Origin of the sequence: Streptomyces sp. NBC_01255 (genome assembly GCF_036226445.1) — a bacterium.
Classification (GTDB): Bacteria; Actinomycetota; Actinomycetes; order Streptomycetales; family Streptomycetaceae; genus Streptomyces.
The window spans coordinates 5,309,750-5,325,735 of the sequence record NZ_CP108474.1; the positions used below are offsets into that span (position 1 = coordinate 5,309,750).

Consider the following 15,986-nt stretch of genomic DNA (forward strand, 5'->3'; position numbering starts at 1 on the left):
TGACCTGGCCCGAAGGGCAGCACCACCACCGTTTGTTCGAAGGGACACCCCATGCCGCTCGAAGCCGGCCTCCTGGAGATCCTGGCCTGCCCCGCGTGCCACGCTCCGCTGAACGACCGCACGGCGGACGAGACCCCCGAACTGGTCTGCACCGGCACGGACTGCGGCCTCGCGTACCCGGTCCGCGACGACATCCCGGTCCTCCTCACCGACGAGGCCCGCCGCCCGGCCTGACCCACCCGGTGCTCCCCGCCCCGAGCCCCGCGACACCCGGCCCCGGAACACACCAGACACCCCGGGGCCCGGGCCGCAGAACGACGCCCCCGAGCCACCTCACGGTGGCTCGCGGCGCGCCCCCACGGGCCGCATCGCCCGCCCGCGCGACACCCCCTGGCGCGGTGCCCCGCAGAGGCAGCGGGCGGCGGGTGCCCCGCCTGGTAGCCGTGCCACGACCGGCGCCGACGGCGACGGGCACCCCGGCCCACGGGCCCGCAGCCCCGCCGGAATCCCCGGAGGGCCCGCCGCCGACGGCGAGCACCCCCCACGGGACGACCCGCACCTCTGTCTTCCCACCCGCACGGGTGGTGCACGTGGGAACACAAAAAGCCCTGCCGAAGGCAGGGCGCACCCGGCACCACCGCGCACCCGGCACGCGCACCCTCACCCGCGACCACCGCGCACCCGATACCCGCACCCGGCACCACCACCCGCAAACACCCCGCACCCACCCGGGAGGCACCGCCACATGCTCGACGAGACCCTCCTCGACGCACCGGACGCCCTCGCCCTGGCCGACCGTCGCGGCCTCCTCCGCGGCGCCGCCGAAGCCGGCGCCCGGGTACGGACCGCCGCCCGCCACGCCAGCGAGGCGGGCATCGCCGCCCTGCGCCCCGAGGGCCGTCCCCGCGCGGTCCTCGTCGCGGGCCCCGGTACCGCCGCCGCGGGCGTCGCGGACCTGATCGGCGCCCTCGCGGGAGCCTCCGCCCCCGTCGTACGGCTCCAGCCGACCGGCGTCGCCCCCGCCGCGGGCGCCCTGCGCTGGGCCCTGCCCGGCTGGGCGGGCTCGGTGGACCTGCTCCTGCTGCCCACCACCGACGGCTCGGAACCCGGCCTCGCGCTCCTCGCCGAACAGGCGTACCGCCGCGGCATCACGGTCGTCGCCGTCGCCCCCAAGGCCTCCCCGCTCGCCGAGGCGGTCGGCGGCTCGCACGGCCTGTTCGTCCCGATGGCCACCGCCCCGAACGAGTCGCCCGACGAGTACGCGGAGAGCCTCGCCGCCAGCCCCGGCGCCCTGTGGGCCCTCTTCACCCCGCTCCTCGTCCTCCTCGACCGCGTCGGTCTGGTCGACGCGCCGCAGGAGGCCCTGGAGAAGGTCGCCGACCGGCTCGACCGCACGGCCGAGCGCTGCGGCCCGGCCATCGCCACGTACAGCAACCCGGCCAAGACGCTCGCCGCCGAACTGGCCGACTCGCTCCCGCTGATCTGGACCGAGGGGACCGCCGCGGGCCCCGTCGGCCGCCGCTTCGCGAGCGTCCTGGCCGAGCTCGCGGGCCTGCCCGCGCTCGCGGCGGAACTCCCCGAGGCCCTGCCCGCGCACGGCGTGCTGCTCGCGGGCGACTACGCGGCGGGCGCGGACCCGGACGACTTCTTCCGCGACCGAGTCGAGGAGTCGCAGGCGCTGCGCGCGAGGGTCGTCCTGCTGCGCGACAGACCGGCCGACGGCCTGACCGCCGCCCCGGCGGCGAGGGAGCTCGCCCTCGGCCACGAGACGGCCATCAGCGAACTGGAACCCGAGGAGGGCGGCGACCTCGAAACCCTGGCCGAACTGCTCGCCGTGACCGACTTCGCGGCGGTCTACCTCGCCCTGGCGACCCCGGGCCGCCCGGACCACGGGCACTGACCCGCCGCGTCCATCACCCCGTCACCACCCCGTCCCCCACCGCGTCACCCACCCGTCACCCGCCCCCTGTCACCTGTCACCCGACACCCCTCACCATCCGTCACCACCCCGAGGAGCTGGCAGGCATCATGGACCGCCTCGTCAACACCGTCCGCCCCTACGCCTGGGGGTCCCCGACGGCCATCCCCGAACTCCTCGGCGTCGCCCCCACCGGCGAACCCCAGGCCGAGATGTGGATGGGTGCCCACCCCGGCGCCCCCTCCCGCACCGAGCGCGGCCCGCTCAACGAGCTCATCGCCGCCGACCCCGTACGCGAACTGGGGGAGCCCTCCGTCGCGAAGTTCGGCCCGCGCCTCCCCTTCCTGTTCAAGGTGCTCGCCGCAGGCGCCCCGCTCTCCCTCCAGGTCCACCCCGACCTGGACCAGGCCCGCGCGGGCTTCGCCGCCGAAGAGGCCGCCGGCATCCCCGTCGACGCCCCGCACCGCACTTACAAGGACGCGAACCACAAGCCCGAACTGATCTGCGCCCTCACCCCCTTCGAAGGACTCTGCGGCTTCCGCGCCCCGACCGAGGCCGCCGACCTCATCGCCGCGCTGGGCGTCGACTCCCTCAAGCCGTACGTGGACCTCCTCCACGCCCACCCCGAAGAGGCAGCGCTCCGCGAGGTCCTGACAGCCCTGCTGACAGCCGACCGCGAGGAGATGGCGCACACCGTCGCCGAGGCAGCGGCCGCCGCGGACCGCCTGGGCGGCGCCCACGCCCCGTTCGCGAGCCTCGCCCACCACTACCCGAGCGACCCCGGCGTCATCGCCGCGATGCTGCTCAACCACGTCGTGCTCCAGCCGGGCGAGGCGCTCTACCTGGGCGCGGGCGTCCCGCACGCCTACCTCGACGGCATGGGCGTCGAGATCATGGCCAACTCCGACAACGTGCTGCGCTGCGGCCTCACCCCCAAGCACGTCGACGTCCCCGAACTCCTGCGCGTCGTCCGTTTCGAGCCGAACGACGCCGGCGTCCTGCGCCCCGAGGCCTCCCCGTCCGGGGAAGAGGTCTACGACACCCCGATCGACGAGTTCCGCCTCTCCCGCTTCGTACGGGCCGAGGGCGCCGCCCCGACCGACGTCACCACACCCACGCCACAGATCCTGCTCGCCGTCGCGGGCCGCCCGAAGGCCGGCGAGGTCACCCTCGCCCCCGGCCAGTCGGTCTTCGTGCCGGCGGGCGAGACCACCGAACTCTCCGGCGAGGGAACGGTCTTTCGCGCGACCGTCGTGGCCTGACCGCCGTGGCCTGATGCGAGAATGACCGGCCGAACCGCGGCGACAGAGCCGGAGCATCGACGAAGGGACCTCGTACACCCATGAGCGCGTCAGGCGGAACCAAGGCGATCGTGGCGGCACTCGCCGCCAATCTCGCGATCGCCGTAGCCAAGTTCGTGGCGTACCTCTTCAGTGGGTCGTCCTCGATGCTCGCGGAGAGCGTGCACTCGCTCGCCGACTCCGGCAACCAGGGCCTGCTGCTCCTCGGCGGCAAGAAGGCCCAGCGCGAGGCGACCCCGCAGCACCCCTTCGGTTACGGCCGCGAGCGCTACATCTACGCCTTCCTCGTCTCCATCGTGCTCTTCTCCGTCGGTGGCATGTTCGCCATCTACGAGGGCTACGAGAAGATCAAGGACCCGCACGCCATCGAGGCCTGGTACTGGCCGGTCGGCGTCCTCGTCTTCGCGATCATCGCCGAGTCCTTCTCCTTCCGGACCGCGATCAAGGAGTCGAACGAGGTCCGCGGCGGCCTCACCTGGACGCAGTTCGTCCGCCGGGCGAAGGCCCCCGAGCTCCCCGTCGTCCTCCTGGAGGACCTCGGCGCCCTCGTCGGTCTCGTGCTCGCCCTCGCGGGCGTGGGCCTCGCCCTCGGCACCGGCAACGGCGTCTGGGACGGCATCGGCACCCTCTGCATCGGCGTCCTGCTCATCGCGATCGCGATCGTGCTCGCCGCCGAGACCAAGTCGCTGCTCCTCGGCGAGTCGGCCGGTATCGACGACGTCGAGAAGATCGAGGCGGCGGTCGTCGACGGTGTCACCGTCACCCGCCTCATCCACATGCGCACGCTGCACCTCGGCCCCGAGGAGCTGCTCGTCGCGGCCAAGGTCGCGGTCCGCCACGACGAGACGGCGACCGAGGTCGCGAACGCCATCAACGCGGCCGAGGAGCGCATCCGCGCGGCGGTCCCGATCGCCAGGGTGATCTACCTGGAGCCGGACATCTTCAGCGAGACCGCGGCCGCGGCGGGCGAGAACCCGGCCAAGGCACCGGGCGACTCCGCCCACTGACCCACCACGGCGAGGCCACCGACCCCGCCACCACCACCATGCCCCCGCGACCTCCAGGTCACGGGGGCATGGTGCGCTCGCACGACTCATCGAGTTGATCAAGCCAGAACGGACCACCGCTGGCCAGAACTGACGTGAACCCGCCCGAACTGCCTCCGATGCGGACTGTGGGCGGCCGCACCTGTCGGTGTAGATTCGAGATCAGCCAGACGTCGCTGCTGATGGCGGTCGGGCGGTCCAGCGGACCGGCCGAGGGAGAGAGGGCCTCCGACGACGGCACCGTGGAAACGCCCGGGCATTCGTGTGCCCAGGTCCGCCCGTGGTGCCCAGGTGCCAACCGACCCTCGCACTCCCACCACATGAGGAGCAGCACAGTCATGACGACTGCCGCCCATCAGGACTTCAAGGTCGCCGACCTCTCCCTGGCCGTCTTCGGCCGCAAGGAGATCACCCTCGCCGAGCACGAGATGCCCGGCCTGATGTCGATCCGCCGCGAGTACGCCGAGCAGCAGCCGCTCGCCGGCGCCCGCGTCACCGGCTCCCTGCACATGACCGTGCAGACCGCCGTCCTCATCGAGACGCTCGTCGCGCTCGGCGCCGAGGTCCGCTGGGCCTCCTGCAACATCTTCTCCACCCAGGACCACGCAGCCGCGGCCATCGCCGTCGGCCCGAACGGCACCCCGGAGAACCCGCAGGGCGTCCCGGTCTTCGCCTGGAAGGGCGAGACCCTGGAGGAGTACTGGTGGTGCACGGAGCAGGCCCTGACCTGGCCGAACACGCCCACCGGCGGCCCGAACATGATCCTCGACGACGGTGGTGACGCCACCCTCCTCGTCCACAAGGGCGTCGAGTTCGAGAAGGCCGGCTCCGCCCCGGACCCGTCCACCGCGGACAGCGAGGAGTACGGCTACATCCTCCGTCTCCTCAACCGCACCCTCACCGAGAACCCGCAGAAGTGGACCCAGCTGGCGTCCGAGATCCGCGGCGTGACCGAGGAGACCACGACGGGCGTCCACCGCCTGTACGAGATGCACCGCGAGGGCGAGCTCCTCTTCCCCGCGATCAACGTGAACGACGCCGTGACGAAGTCGAAGTTCGACAACAAGTACGGCTGCCGCCACTCCCTCATCGACGGCATCAACCGCGCCACCGACGTCCTCATCGGCGGCAAGACCGCCGTCGTCTGCGGCTACGGCGACGTCGGCAAGGGCTGCGCCGAGTCCCTCCGCGGCCAGGGCGCGCGCGTCATCATCACCGAGATCGACCCGATCTGCGCGCTCCAGGCGGCCATGGACGGCTACCAGGTCACGACCCTGGACGACGTCGTCGAGACCGCCGACATCTTCATCACGACCACGGGCAACAAGGACATCATCATGGCCGCCGACATGGCCAAGATGAAGCACCAGGCCATCGTCGGCAACATCGGCCACTTCGACAACGAGATCGACATGGCCGGCCTCGCCAACACCCCCGGTGTCGTCAAGGACGAGGTCAAGCCGCAGGTCCACACCTGGACCTACCCCGACGGCAAGGTCCTGATCGTCCTCTCCGAGGGCCGCCTGCTGAACCTCGGCAACGCGACCGGCCACCCCTCCTTCGTCATGTCGAACTCCTTCGCGGACCAGACCCTGGCCCAGATCGAGCTCTTCACGAAGCCGGAGGAGTACCCGACCGACGTCTACACGCTGCCGAAGCACCTGGACGAGAAGGTCGCCCGTCTCCACCTCGACGCCCTCGGCGTCAAGCTGACGACCCTCCGCCCGGAGCAGGCCTCGTACATCGGCGTCACGGTCGACGGTCCCTTCAAGCCGGACCACTACCGCTACTGATGCCCCGGCCGGCGGCCCCCGCGCGCTGACGCGACGCCGCCCCGGACACCCGTAGAGGATCAAGGCAGGCCCCCCGCACCCCCGTGTCGGGGGGCCTGCCCCGTCCAGCCCTCACCACCGCTTCCGGAAGCGCACCCTCCCGAGGACCGATCCATGCCCCGCGGCCGATATTCGCTCCATGACCCGCACGACCACACCCCCCTCGGTGAAGAACACTTCCACTGCGCCCCCGGCCCCTCCGGCTGGCGCTACGTCTCCCAGACCGTCACCCCCTCCGGCGACCACCTCGGCTCCGTCGACCTGGCCGTCGACGAACTCGGCCGCCCCATCCGTCTCGAACTCAACGCCGCGAGCTGGCAGGTCCGCGGCGCGGCCCTCGACGGCGTCACCTGGGTCCGCACGGACCCCACCGGAACCCACGCCACCGAAGGCAATGTGCGCGCCCACGCCTTCACCGGCACGTCCCCGGCGTTCCTCGTCGCGATCACGCGACTCCTGCGACTCACCCCCGAGTCCCCCGAGACCCGCCTCAGGCTCGTCGCCTTCACGGATCCGGTGCTCGCCCCCCTCACGGTCGACCAGTCCTGGGCCCTGCTGAAGAGTGAAGCGCACGCCACTGACAACGGCCCCCTGATCGTCGACGAGTACCAGGTCAGCACCCTGGACACGGGGGAGCGGCACACCGTCCACATCGCCGGCGACGTGGTCCTCGCCGCCCCCGGCATCGAACTGGAAGCCCTGGAAACACCGCCCTCGGTCTTCCCCTGACCGTCTTCCGCTGACCGTCAGGCGGGCGGAGCGAACCCGGTGGCCCGAGGCCCGTCCTCGTCCCGCACCGCACCGGCCGCCGGCACCACCGGCGTCACGACGACCGGAGCGACGACAGGAGCAGCCGACAGGCCCTCCACCGACGACGGGGCGAACGCCCGCCGGGAGTCCCGCGCCTGCCGCTCGGCGACGACCCCCGCCAGAAAGGCGTCGGCAGGCACCCCCGGCGGCGGAGGCGTCCCGGTCACCGCCACCAGCTCGTCGGCCAGCCGCTCGGCGAGCCGCCGCCCCACGAACGGGTCCAGCTCACCCGCCCGCGTCAGGTACTGACGTATCTCCAGCCACAACCGCTCCGGTACCGACGACAGATCGATCCCGGCGAACCGCCCCACCAGCCAAGGCGGCGGCGGAGGCACGACGAGAGCCCGAGCAGCAGGTATCCGCTCGCGCACGACCAGAGTCCCCGCGAACACATCCCCGATCCGTCGCCCCCGCTCGGACACGAGCGAGGCGATACAGGCGATCGCCCCGAAGGTCATCAGGATCTCCACGACGCCCATCGCCCCCCGGACCAGCGCGTGCCGGAACCGGATCGGCCCTCCGTCGTCCCGCACGACCCGCAGCCCGCAGGCCAGCTTCCCCAGCGACCGCCCGTGCGACAGCGTCTCCACCGCGATCGGCGCACCCACCAGCACCAGCAGAAAACAGGCGATCGATATGGCCGTCGCCGCGGCCTCGTCCAAGGACGCCGTCGCGAACGCCAGCCCGATCATGACCAGCAGATACACGGCCCACACGACGACGAGGTCGATGAGCACCGCCAACGCCCGGCTCGGCAGCCGCGCCGACTGCAGCCCCAGGACGACGGCGTCCCCCGTCACCACCCCACTCACGGCGCCCACCTCTCCCAGACTCTCCGAGACTCTCCGAACGCCAGTCTGCCAAGCTGATCCGCAGCGCGCCGCAGTAGTACGGACCTGTCCGCAGCAAGTGCCTGGAGCAGCAGCCGATCATGGACCTCGACGTCTACGTCACCGCCCACCGCGCCGAGTGGGAACGCCTGGACCTCCTCCTGCGCAGGGGCGGCAAGCTCACAGGCGCCGAAGCCGACGAACTCGTCTCCCTCTACCAGCGCACGGCGACGCACCTCTCCATCGTCCAGTCCACCGCCCCGGACCCCCAGCTCACGGCCCGCCTGACCCAGCTCGTCGCCCGGGCCCGCGCCACGGTCACCGGCACCCGCCGCTCCTCCTGGCGCGACGCTGCCCACTTCCTCACCTCCGGTTTCCCCGCGGCCGTCTACCGCTCCCGCCACTGGTGGATCCCGACAGCACTCGTCTCCACCCTGCTGGCCGTCCTCATCGGCTGGTGGATCGGTACGCACCCGGAGGTCCAGTCCTCGATCGGCGCCCCCACGGAGCTCCGGGAGATGACCCGCCCCGGCGGCCAGTACGAGACGTACTACTCCAGCCACCCGGCGGCGTCCTTCGCGGCCCAGGTTTGGACGAACAACGCCCAGGCCGCCGCCATGTGCCTGGTCCTGGGCGCGTTCCTGGGCATCCCCGTACTGGGGATCCTCTTCCTCAACATGCTGAACCTCGGCGTCGGCATCGGCCTCATGTCCTCCGCGGGCCGTCTCGACGTCTTCCTGGGCCTGATCCTTCCCCACGGCCTGCTCGAACTGACAGCGGTCTTCGTCGCCGCCGGCACGGGCCTCCGCCTCGGCTGGACCGTCATCGACCCCGGCCCCACCACCCGCCGCGCCGCTCTGGCGGAGCAAGGACGCGCGGCCGTCGGCATGGCCATCGGCCTGGCCCTCGTCCTCTTCGTCTCGGGCCTGATCGAAGGCTTCGTCACCCCCTCGGGCCTGCCGACTTGGGCCCGCATCGCCATCGGCATCGCAGCTGAGCTGGCCTTTCTCGCGTACGTCTACATCCTGGGCGGCCGCGCCTCCCGCGCCGGCGCCACGGGTGACCTCGACGAACCCGACCGCAGCGCGGCACTCCCCACCGCAGCCTGATGTGCGGACCACCCCGCTGACCTGCTAGTCTCCTCCGGTGCCCACAAAAGCCCTTGACACGGCTGCTGTGGGGAGGTAGATTCAAACGGTTGCCTGGAACTGGACAGTTCGGCAGCAACCGAGTAGAGTCTTACTCACTCCAGTCGGGAATTCTTCCCCGGAGTCATTCCGATTCTCATTCGAATCACGAAAGCCACCGATTAGGTCGGCCGAAATGAATCTGATAAAGTCGGAAACGCCGAAAGGCCCCCGGAGTGAAAACAAAAGGGACCGGAAAGCACCGAGGAAATCGGATCGGAAAGATCTGATAGAGTCGGAAACGCAAGAACACGAAGTACCGAAGGGAAGCCCGGAGGAAAGCCCGAGAGGGTGAGTACAAAGGAAGCGTCCGTTCCTTGAGAACTCAACAGCGTGCCAAAAATCAACGCCAGATTAGTTGATACCCCGTCCATCTTCGGATGGTCGAGGTTCCTTTGAAAAAGTCCACCCCTAGCCGGGTGGCACACAGCGAGGACGCTGTGAACGATCGGTCTTATTCCGACTCGATCGTTCCGCTCAACGCGAGTGTATCGCCGGATTACCGGCAAACATTCACGGAGAGTTTGATCCTGGCTCAGGACGAACGCTGGCGGCGTGCTTAACACATGCAAGTCGAACGATGAAGCCCTTCGGGGTGGATTAGTGGCGAACGGGTGAGTAACACGTGGGCAATCTGCCCTTCACTCTGGGACAAGCCCTGGAAACGGGGTCTAATACCGGATAACACCGGCTTCCGCATGGGAGCTGGTTAAAAGCTCCGGCGGTGAAGGATGAGCCCGCGGCCTATCAGCTTGTTGGTGGGGTAATGGCCTACCAAGGCGACGACGGGTAGCCGGCCTGAGAGGGCGACCGGCCACACTGGGACTGAGACACGGCCCAGACTCCTACGGGAGGCAGCAGTGGGGAATATTGCACAATGGGCGAAAGCCTGATGCAGCGACGCCGCGTGAGGGATGACGGCCTTCGGGTTGTAAACCTCTTTCAGCAGGGAAGAAGCGAAAGTGACGGTACCTGCAGAAGAAGCGCCGGCTAACTACGTGCCAGCAGCCGCGGTAATACGTAGGGCGCAAGCGTTGTCCGGAATTATTGGGCGTAAAGAGCTCGTAGGCGGCTTGTCACGTCGGGTGTGAAAGCCCGGGGCTTAACCCCGGGTCTGCATCCGATACGGGCAGGCTAGAGTGTGGTAGGGGAGATCGGAATTCCTGGTGTAGCGGTGAAATGCGCAGATATCAGGAGGAACACCGGTGGCGAAGGCGGATCTCTGGGCCATTACTGACGCTGAGGAGCGAAAGCGTGGGGAGCGAACAGGATTAGATACCCTGGTAGTCCACGCCGTAAACGTTGGGAACTAGGTGTTGGCGACATTCCACGTCGTCGGTGCCGCAGCTAACGCATTAAGTTCCCCGCCTGGGGAGTACGGCCGCAAGGCTAAAACTCAAAGGAATTGACGGGGGCCCGCACAAGCAGCGGAGCATGTGGCTTAATTCGACGCAACGCGAAGAACCTTACCAAGGCTTGACATATACCGGAAAGCATTAGAGATAGTGCCCCCCTTGTGGTCGGTATACAGGTGGTGCATGGCTGTCGTCAGCTCGTGTCGTGAGATGTTGGGTTAAGTCCCGCAACGAGCGCAACCCTTGTCCTGTGTTGCCAGCATGCCCTTCGGGGTGATGGGGACTCACAGGAGACCGCCGGGGTCAACTCGGAGGAAGGTGGGGACGACGTCAAGTCATCATGCCCCTTATGTCTTGGGCTGCACACGTGCTACAATGGCCGGTACAAAGAGCTGCGATGCCGCGAGGCGGAGCGAATCTCAAAAAGCCGGTCTCAGTTCGGATTGGGGTCTGCAACTCGACCCCATGAAGTCGGAGTTGCTAGTAATCGCAGATCAGCATTGCTGCGGTGAATACGTTCCCGGGCCTTGTACACACCGCCCGTCACGTCACGAAAGTCGGTAACACCCGAAGCCGGTGGCCCAACCCCTTGTGGGAGGGAGCTGTCGAAGGTGGGACTGGCGATTGGGACGAAGTCGTAACAAGGTAGCCGTACCGGAAGGTGCGGCTGGATCACCTCCTTTCTAAGGAGCACAGTACCGATTGCAGACAAACGTTCTGCACGGTCAGCTCATGGGTGGAACGTTGATTAGTTGGCACGGTCTCAAGGATCTCCTCACAAGTACTGCTTCGGCGTGGAAAGTGACGGGGATGCGGAGGATCGTGCCTGGCACGTTGTTGGGTATCTGAGGGTACGGCCGTATGGTCGTTGCCTTCGTGATGCCGGCCCCAGTGAACTCATCGGCTTGTCCGGTGGGGTGATGGGTGGCTGGTCGTTGTTTGAGAACTACACAGTGGACGCGAGCATCTGTGGCCAAGTTTTTAAGGGCGCACGGTGGATGCCTTGGCACCAGGAACCGATGAAGGACGTGGGAGGCCACGATAGTCCCCGGGGAGCCGTCAACCAGGCTTTGATCCGGGGGTTTCCGAATGGGGAAACCCGGCAGTCGTCATGGGCTGTCACCCATGCCTGAACACATAGGGCATGTGGAGGGAACGAGGGGAAGTGAAACATCTCAGTACCCTCAGGAAGAGAAAACAACCGTGATTCCGGGAGTAGTGGCGAGCGAAACCGGATGAGGCCAAACCGTATGCGTGTGATACCCGGCAGGGGTTGCGCATGCGGGGTTGTGGGATCTCTCTTTCACAGTCTGCCGGCTGTGAGACGAGTCAGAAACCGTTGATGTAGGCGAAGGACATGCGAAAGGTCCGGCGTAGAGGGTAAGACCCCCGTAGCTGAAACATTAACGGCTCGTTTGAGAGACACCCAAGTAGCACGGGGCCCGAGAAATCCCGTGTGAATCTGGCGGGACCACCCGCTAAGCCTAAATATTCCCTGGTGACCGATAGCGGATAGTACCGTGAGGGAATGGTGAAAAGTACCGCGGGAGCGGAGTGAAATAGTACCTGAAACCGTGTGCCTACAAGCCGTGGGAGCGTCGGAAACAAGCTTGCTTGTTTCTCGTGACTGCGTGCCTTTTGAAGAATGAGCCTGCGAGTTTGCGGTGTGTTGCGAGGTTAACCCGTGTGGGGAAGCCGTAGCGAAAGCGAGTCCGAATAGGGCGATTTAGTAGCGCGCTCAAGACCCGAAGCGGAGTGATCTAGCCATGGGCAGGTTGAAGCGGAGGTAAGACTTCGTGGAGGACCGAACCCACCAGGGTTGAAAACCTGGGGGATGACCTGTGGTTAGGGGTGAAAGGCCAATCAAACTCCGTGATAGCTGGTTCTCCCCGAAATGCATTTAGGTGCAGCGTCGTGTGTTTCTTGCCGGAGGTAGAGCACTGGATAGGCGATGGGCCCTACCGGGTTACTGACCTTAGCCAAACTCCGAATGCCGGTAAGTGAGAGCACGGCAGTGAGACTGTGGGGGATAAGCTCCATGGTCGAGAGGGAAACAGCCCAGAGCATCGACTAAGGCCCCTAAGCGTACGCTAAGTGGGAAAGGATGTGGAGTCGCAGAGACAACCAGGAGGTTGGCTTAGAAGCAGCCACCCTTGAAAGAGTGCGTAATAGCTCACTGGTCAAGTGATTCCGCGCCGACAATGTAGCGGGGCTCAAGCGTACCGCCGAAGTCGTGTCATTGCAGCAATAGGGCCAACGCCCGCTGTGATGGGTAGGGGAGCGTCGTGTGCCGGGTGAAGCAGCAGCGGAAGCTAGTTGTGGACGGTTCACGAGTGAGAATGCAGGCATGAGTAGCGATACACACGTGAGAAACGTGTGCGCCGATTGACTAAGGGTTCCTGGGTCAAGCTGATCTGCCCAGGGTAAGTCGGGACCTAAGGCGAGGCCGACAGGCGTAGTCGATGGACAACCGGTTGATATTCCGGTACCCGCTTTGAAACGCCCAATATCGAGCCCATTAATGCTAAGGCCGTGAAGCCGTTCCGGACCCTTCGGGGAAAGGAAAGTGGTGGAGCCGTCGACCCAAGGTGGTAGTAGGTAAGCGATGGGGTGACGCAGGAAGGTAGTCCAGCCCGGGCGGTGGTAGTCCCGGGGTAAGGGTGTAGGGCGTGTGATAGGCAAATCCGTCACACATTAAGCCTGAGACCTGATGCCGAGCCGATTGTGGTGAAGTGGATGATCCTATGCTGTCGAGAAAAGCCTCTAGCGAGTTTCATGGCGGCCCGTACCCTAAACCGACTCAGGTAGTCAGGTAGAGAATACCGAGGCGTTCGGGTGAACTATGGTTAAGGAACTCGGCAAAATGCCCCCGTAACTTCGGGAGAAGGGGGGCCATCACTGGTGATCGGATTTACTCCGTGAGCTGGGGGTGGCCGCAGAGACCAGCGAGAAGCGACTGTTTACTAAAAACACAGGTCCGTGCGAAGCCGTAAGGCGATGTATACGGACTGACGCCTGCCCGGTGCTGGAACGTTAAGGGGACCGGTTAGTCACATTTCGGTGTGGCGAAGCTGAGAACTTAAGCGCCAGTAAACGGCGGTGGTAACTATAACCATCCTAAGGTAGCGAAATTCCTTGTCGGGTAAGTTCCGACCTGCACGAATGGCGTAACGACTTCTCGACTGTCTCAACCATAGGCCCGGTGAAATTGCACTACGAGTAAAGATGCTCGTTTCGCGCAGCAGGACGAAAAGACCCCGGGACCTTTACTACAGTTTGATATTGGTGTTCGGTTCGGCTTGTGTAGGATAGGTGGGAGACTTTGAAGCCGTGACGCCAGTCATGGTGGAGTCGCCGTTGAAATACCACTCTGGTCGTGCTGGATGTCTAACCTCGGTCCGTGATCCGGATCAGGGACAGTGTCTGATGGGTAGTTTAACTGGGGCGGTTGCCTCCCAAAGGGTAACGGAGGCGCCCAAAGGTTCCCTCAGCCTGGTTGGCAATCAGGTGTTGAGTGTAAGTGCACAAGGGAGCTTGACTGTGAGACCGACGGGTCGAGCAGGGACGAAAGTCGGGACTAGTGATCCGGCGGTGGCTTGTGGAAGCGCCGTCGCTCAACGGATAAAAGGTACCCCGGGGATAACAGGCTGATCTTCCCCAAGAGTCCATATCGACGGGATGGTTTGGCACCTCGATGTCGGCTCGTCGCATCCTGGGGCTGGAGTCGGTCCCAAGGGTTGGGCTGTTCGCCCATTAAAGCGGTACGCGAGCTGGGTTTAGAACGTCGTGAGACAGTTCGGTCTCTATCCGCTGTGCGCGTAGGAATATTGAGAAGGGCTGTCCCTAGTACGAGAGGACCGGGACGGACGAACCTCTGGTGTGCCAGTTGTCCTGCCAAGGGCATGGCTGGTTGGCTACGTTCGGGAGGGATAACCGCTGAAAGCATCTAAGCGGGAAGCCTGCTTCAAGATGAGTATTCCCACCTCCTTGAGAGGGTAAGGCTCCCAGTAGACCACTGGGTTGATAGGCCGGATGTGGAAGCCCAGTAATGGGTGGAGCTGACCGGTACTAATAGGCCGAGGGCTTGTCCTCAGTTGCTCGCGTCCACTGTGTTAGTTCTGAAGTAACGAACACGCCCCCTTTGGGTGGTGCGGCGGTTCATATCTTCATAGAGTTTCGGTGGTCATAGCGTTAGGGAAACGCCCGGTTACATTCCGAACCCGGAAGCTAAGCCTTTCAGCGCCGATGGTACTGCAGGGGGGACCCTGTGGGAGAGTAGGACGCCGCCGAACAATCATTGTGGGAAAGCCCCGCACCTTATGGTGCGGGGCTTTTCTGCGTTTACAGGGAGTATTCCTTTCGGTGGTGGGCCGAAGGTGGATGTCCGTGTCAGAGGCGGCCGGCTGCTTTCAGGGCGAGGTAGGCGTCGGCCAGGGCGGGAGCGAGGGTCTCGGGGGAGGCGTCGACGACAGTGACGCCGTGGCGGCGGAGCTGGTCCGCGGTACGGACGCGCTGGGACTGCGTCTGGGTGGCCGCGGCGGCTTCGTAGACGCCTTCGACCGTGCCGCGGGTGCCTGCCATGGTGGCGATCTTCGGATCGGCGACGGAGGCCACCAGGACCGTGTGGCGCTGCGCGAGCTGCGGCAGTACCGGGAGGAGGCCCTCTTCGATCGGGGCCGCGTCGAGGGCCGTCAGAAGGACGACGAGTGAGCGGCGCGGGGCGCGCGACAGGGCAGTGGCGGCGAGGCCGCGGGCGTCCGTCTCCACCAGCTCCGGTTCGAGCGGGGCGAGGGCGTTGACCACCGCGGGCAGGACGTCACCCGCGGACCGGCCCTGGACCTGGGCGCGGAGACGGCGGTCGTAGGCCACGAGGTCCACGCGGTCGCCGGCTCGGGAGGCGAGCGCGGTGAGGAGGAGGGCGGCGTCCATCGCCGCGTCCAGCCGGGGAACGTCGCCGACGCGGCCGGCCGAGGTGCGGCCGGTGTCGAGGACGATGAGGATGTGGCGATCACGCTCGGGGCGCCAGGTGCGGACGGCGACCGCGGTCTGTCGGGCCGTGGCCCGCCAGTCGATCGAGCGGGTGTCGTCACCCGGGACGTACTCGCGGAGGCTGTCGAACTCGGTGCCCTCACCGCGGGTCAGCACGCTGGTGCGGCCGTCCAGTTCGCGGAGGCGGGCCAGGCGGGAGGGCAGGTGCTTGCGGCTGGTGAAGGGCGGCAGGACACGGACGGTCCAGGGGACCTCGTGGTTGCCCTGCCGGGCGGCGAGGCCCAGGGGGCCGTACGAGCGGACGGTGATCCGTTCGGCTCGGCGGTCGCCGCGGCGGGTGGGGCGCAGGCTCGTGGTGAGACGGCGGCGCTCGCCGGCGGGGACCGTGAGCTTCTGGCGTGAGGCGGCCTGCTCGGTGCCGGGAAGCCAGCTGCTGGGCGGCCAGGCGTCGCGGAGCTGGGCGCGGAGGCGGCGGCGGGACGGGTTGGTGACCGTCAGCTGCACCTCTGCCGCGTCACCGAGTCGAACGAATGTGTCACCACTTCGGGTGAATTGGAGCGTTCGTACTGGCGCGGCCAGGGCGTAGTCGCACAGAATTGCTAGTGAGAGGGGCGCGTTCACCGCGAGCATCCCCGCCCAGCTGGGGGCGAGGATGCCGACGGGGAGCGATCCGAGGGCGGCGAGCAGCGCGGTTCGTCCGGTGAGGGCCATGGGGCGC

At 66.8% G+C, this 15,986-nt stretch carries 9 protein-coding genes and 3 rRNA genes; 10 read left to right on the forward strand and 2 right to left on the reverse strand.

Annotated features, from left to right (window positions below; genetic code table 11):
• Positions 1-51: 51 nt before the first annotated feature.
• From OG357_RS24095 to OG357_RS24120, 6 genes are all read left to right on the forward strand, one after another.
• On the forward strand, positions 52-234 hold the full coding sequence (locus tag OG357_RS24095; RefSeq protein WP_329623129.1) for a Trm112 family protein: 183 nt from the start codon (positions 52-54) through the stop codon (positions 232-234).
• Between the two features lie 511 nt (positions 235-745).
• Complete coding sequence (locus OG357_RS24100) at positions 746-1,900, forward strand: SIS domain-containing protein (RefSeq protein WP_329623130.1); 1,155 nt, start codon at positions 746-748, stop codon at positions 1,898-1,900.
• A 128-nt stretch (positions 1,901-2,028) separates the two neighbouring features.
• A complete protein-coding gene (gene manA, locus OG357_RS24105) occupies positions 2,029-3,180 on the forward strand; it encodes a mannose-6-phosphate isomerase, class I (RefSeq protein ID WP_329623131.1) in 1,152 nt (383 codons plus the stop codon).
• Between the two features lie 80 nt (positions 3,181-3,260).
• Positions 3,261-4,226, forward strand: a complete 966-nt coding sequence (locus OG357_RS24110) for a cation diffusion facilitator family transporter (protein ID WP_329623132.1) — start codon at positions 3,261-3,263, stop codon at positions 4,224-4,226.
• 377 nt (positions 4,227-4,603) lie between these two features.
• The gene (ahcY, locus tag OG357_RS24115) at positions 4,604-6,058 is read left to right on the forward strand and encodes an adenosylhomocysteinase (protein WP_329623133.1); all 1,455 of its coding nucleotides are present in this window, start codon (positions 4,604-4,606) and stop codon (positions 6,056-6,058) included.
• 153 nt (positions 6,059-6,211) lie between these two features.
• On the forward strand, positions 6,212-6,826 hold the full coding sequence (locus OG357_RS24120) for a hypothetical protein (protein WP_329623134.1): 615 nt from the start codon (positions 6,212-6,214) through the stop codon (positions 6,824-6,826).
• A 17-nt stretch (positions 6,827-6,843) separates the two neighbouring features.
• Here OG357_RS24120 and OG357_RS24125 read toward each other — a convergent pair whose 3' ends face one another.
• Positions 6,844-7,719 (reverse strand): RDD family protein, encoded by an 876-nt coding sequence (locus OG357_RS24125; protein WP_329623135.1) that lies wholly within the window; start codon positions 7,717-7,719, stop codon positions 6,844-6,846.
• 119 nt (positions 7,720-7,838) lie between these two features.
• Between OG357_RS24125 and OG357_RS24130 the strand changes: the two genes are divergently transcribed.
• The 4 genes from OG357_RS24130 to rrf all read left to right on the forward strand — a co-directional run bounded on the left by OG357_RS24130 (position 7,839) and on the right by rrf (position 14,571).
• On the forward strand, positions 7,839-8,846 hold the full coding sequence (locus tag OG357_RS24130; protein WP_329623136.1) for a stage II sporulation protein M: 1,008 nt from the start codon (positions 7,839-7,841) through the stop codon (positions 8,844-8,846).
• A 590-nt stretch (positions 8,847-9,436) separates the two neighbouring features.
• Positions 9,437-10,962: ribosomal RNA gene (locus tag OG357_RS24135) — 16S ribosomal RNA — on the forward strand.
• Positions 10,963-11,250: 288 nt separating this feature from the next.
• Positions 11,251-14,371 (forward strand): 23S ribosomal RNA (locus OG357_RS24140).
• Positions 14,372-14,454: 83 nt separating this feature from the next.
• Positions 14,455-14,571 (forward strand): 5S ribosomal RNA (rrf, locus tag OG357_RS24145).
• The 16S, 23S and 5S rRNA genes sit together here, the layout of an rRNA operon.
• A 97-nt stretch (positions 14,572-14,668) precedes the next feature.
• On the opposite strand, the gene OG357_RS24150 is transcribed toward rrf, so the two are convergent.
• Positions 14,669-15,979, reverse strand: a complete 1,311-nt coding sequence (locus OG357_RS24150; RefSeq protein WP_329623137.1) for a DUF58 domain-containing protein — start codon at positions 15,977-15,979, stop codon at positions 14,669-14,671.
• Positions 15,980-15,986 lie beyond the last annotated feature (7 nt).

Coding starts and splice junctions, on each gene's coding strand:
- OG357_RS24095 (WP_329623129.1), top strand. CDS start 52: ATGCCGCTCGAAGCCGGCCTCCTGGAGATCCTGGCCTGCCCCGCGTGC.
- OG357_RS24100 (WP_329623130.1), top strand. CDS start 746: ATGCTCGACGAGACCCTCCTCGACGCACCGGACGCCCTCGCCCTGGCC.
- manA (WP_329623131.1), top strand. CDS start 2,029: ATGGACCGCCTCGTCAACACCGTCCGCCCCTACGCCTGGGGGTCCCCG.
- OG357_RS24110 (WP_329623132.1), top strand. CDS start 3,261: ATGAGCGCGTCAGGCGGAACCAAGGCGATCGTGGCGGCACTCGCCGCC.
- ahcY (WP_329623133.1), top strand. CDS start 4,604: ATGACGACTGCCGCCCATCAGGACTTCAAGGTCGCCGACCTCTCCCTG.
- OG357_RS24120 (WP_329623134.1), top strand. CDS start 6,212: ATGCCCCGCGGCCGATATTCGCTCCATGACCCGCACGACCACACCCCC.
- OG357_RS24130 (WP_329623136.1), top strand. CDS start 7,839: ATGGACCTCGACGTCTACGTCACCGCCCACCGCGCCGAGTGGGAACGC.
- OG357_RS24150 (WP_329623137.1), bottom strand. CDS start 15,979: ATGGCCCTCACCGGACGAACCGCGCTGCTCGCCGCCCTCGGATCGCTC.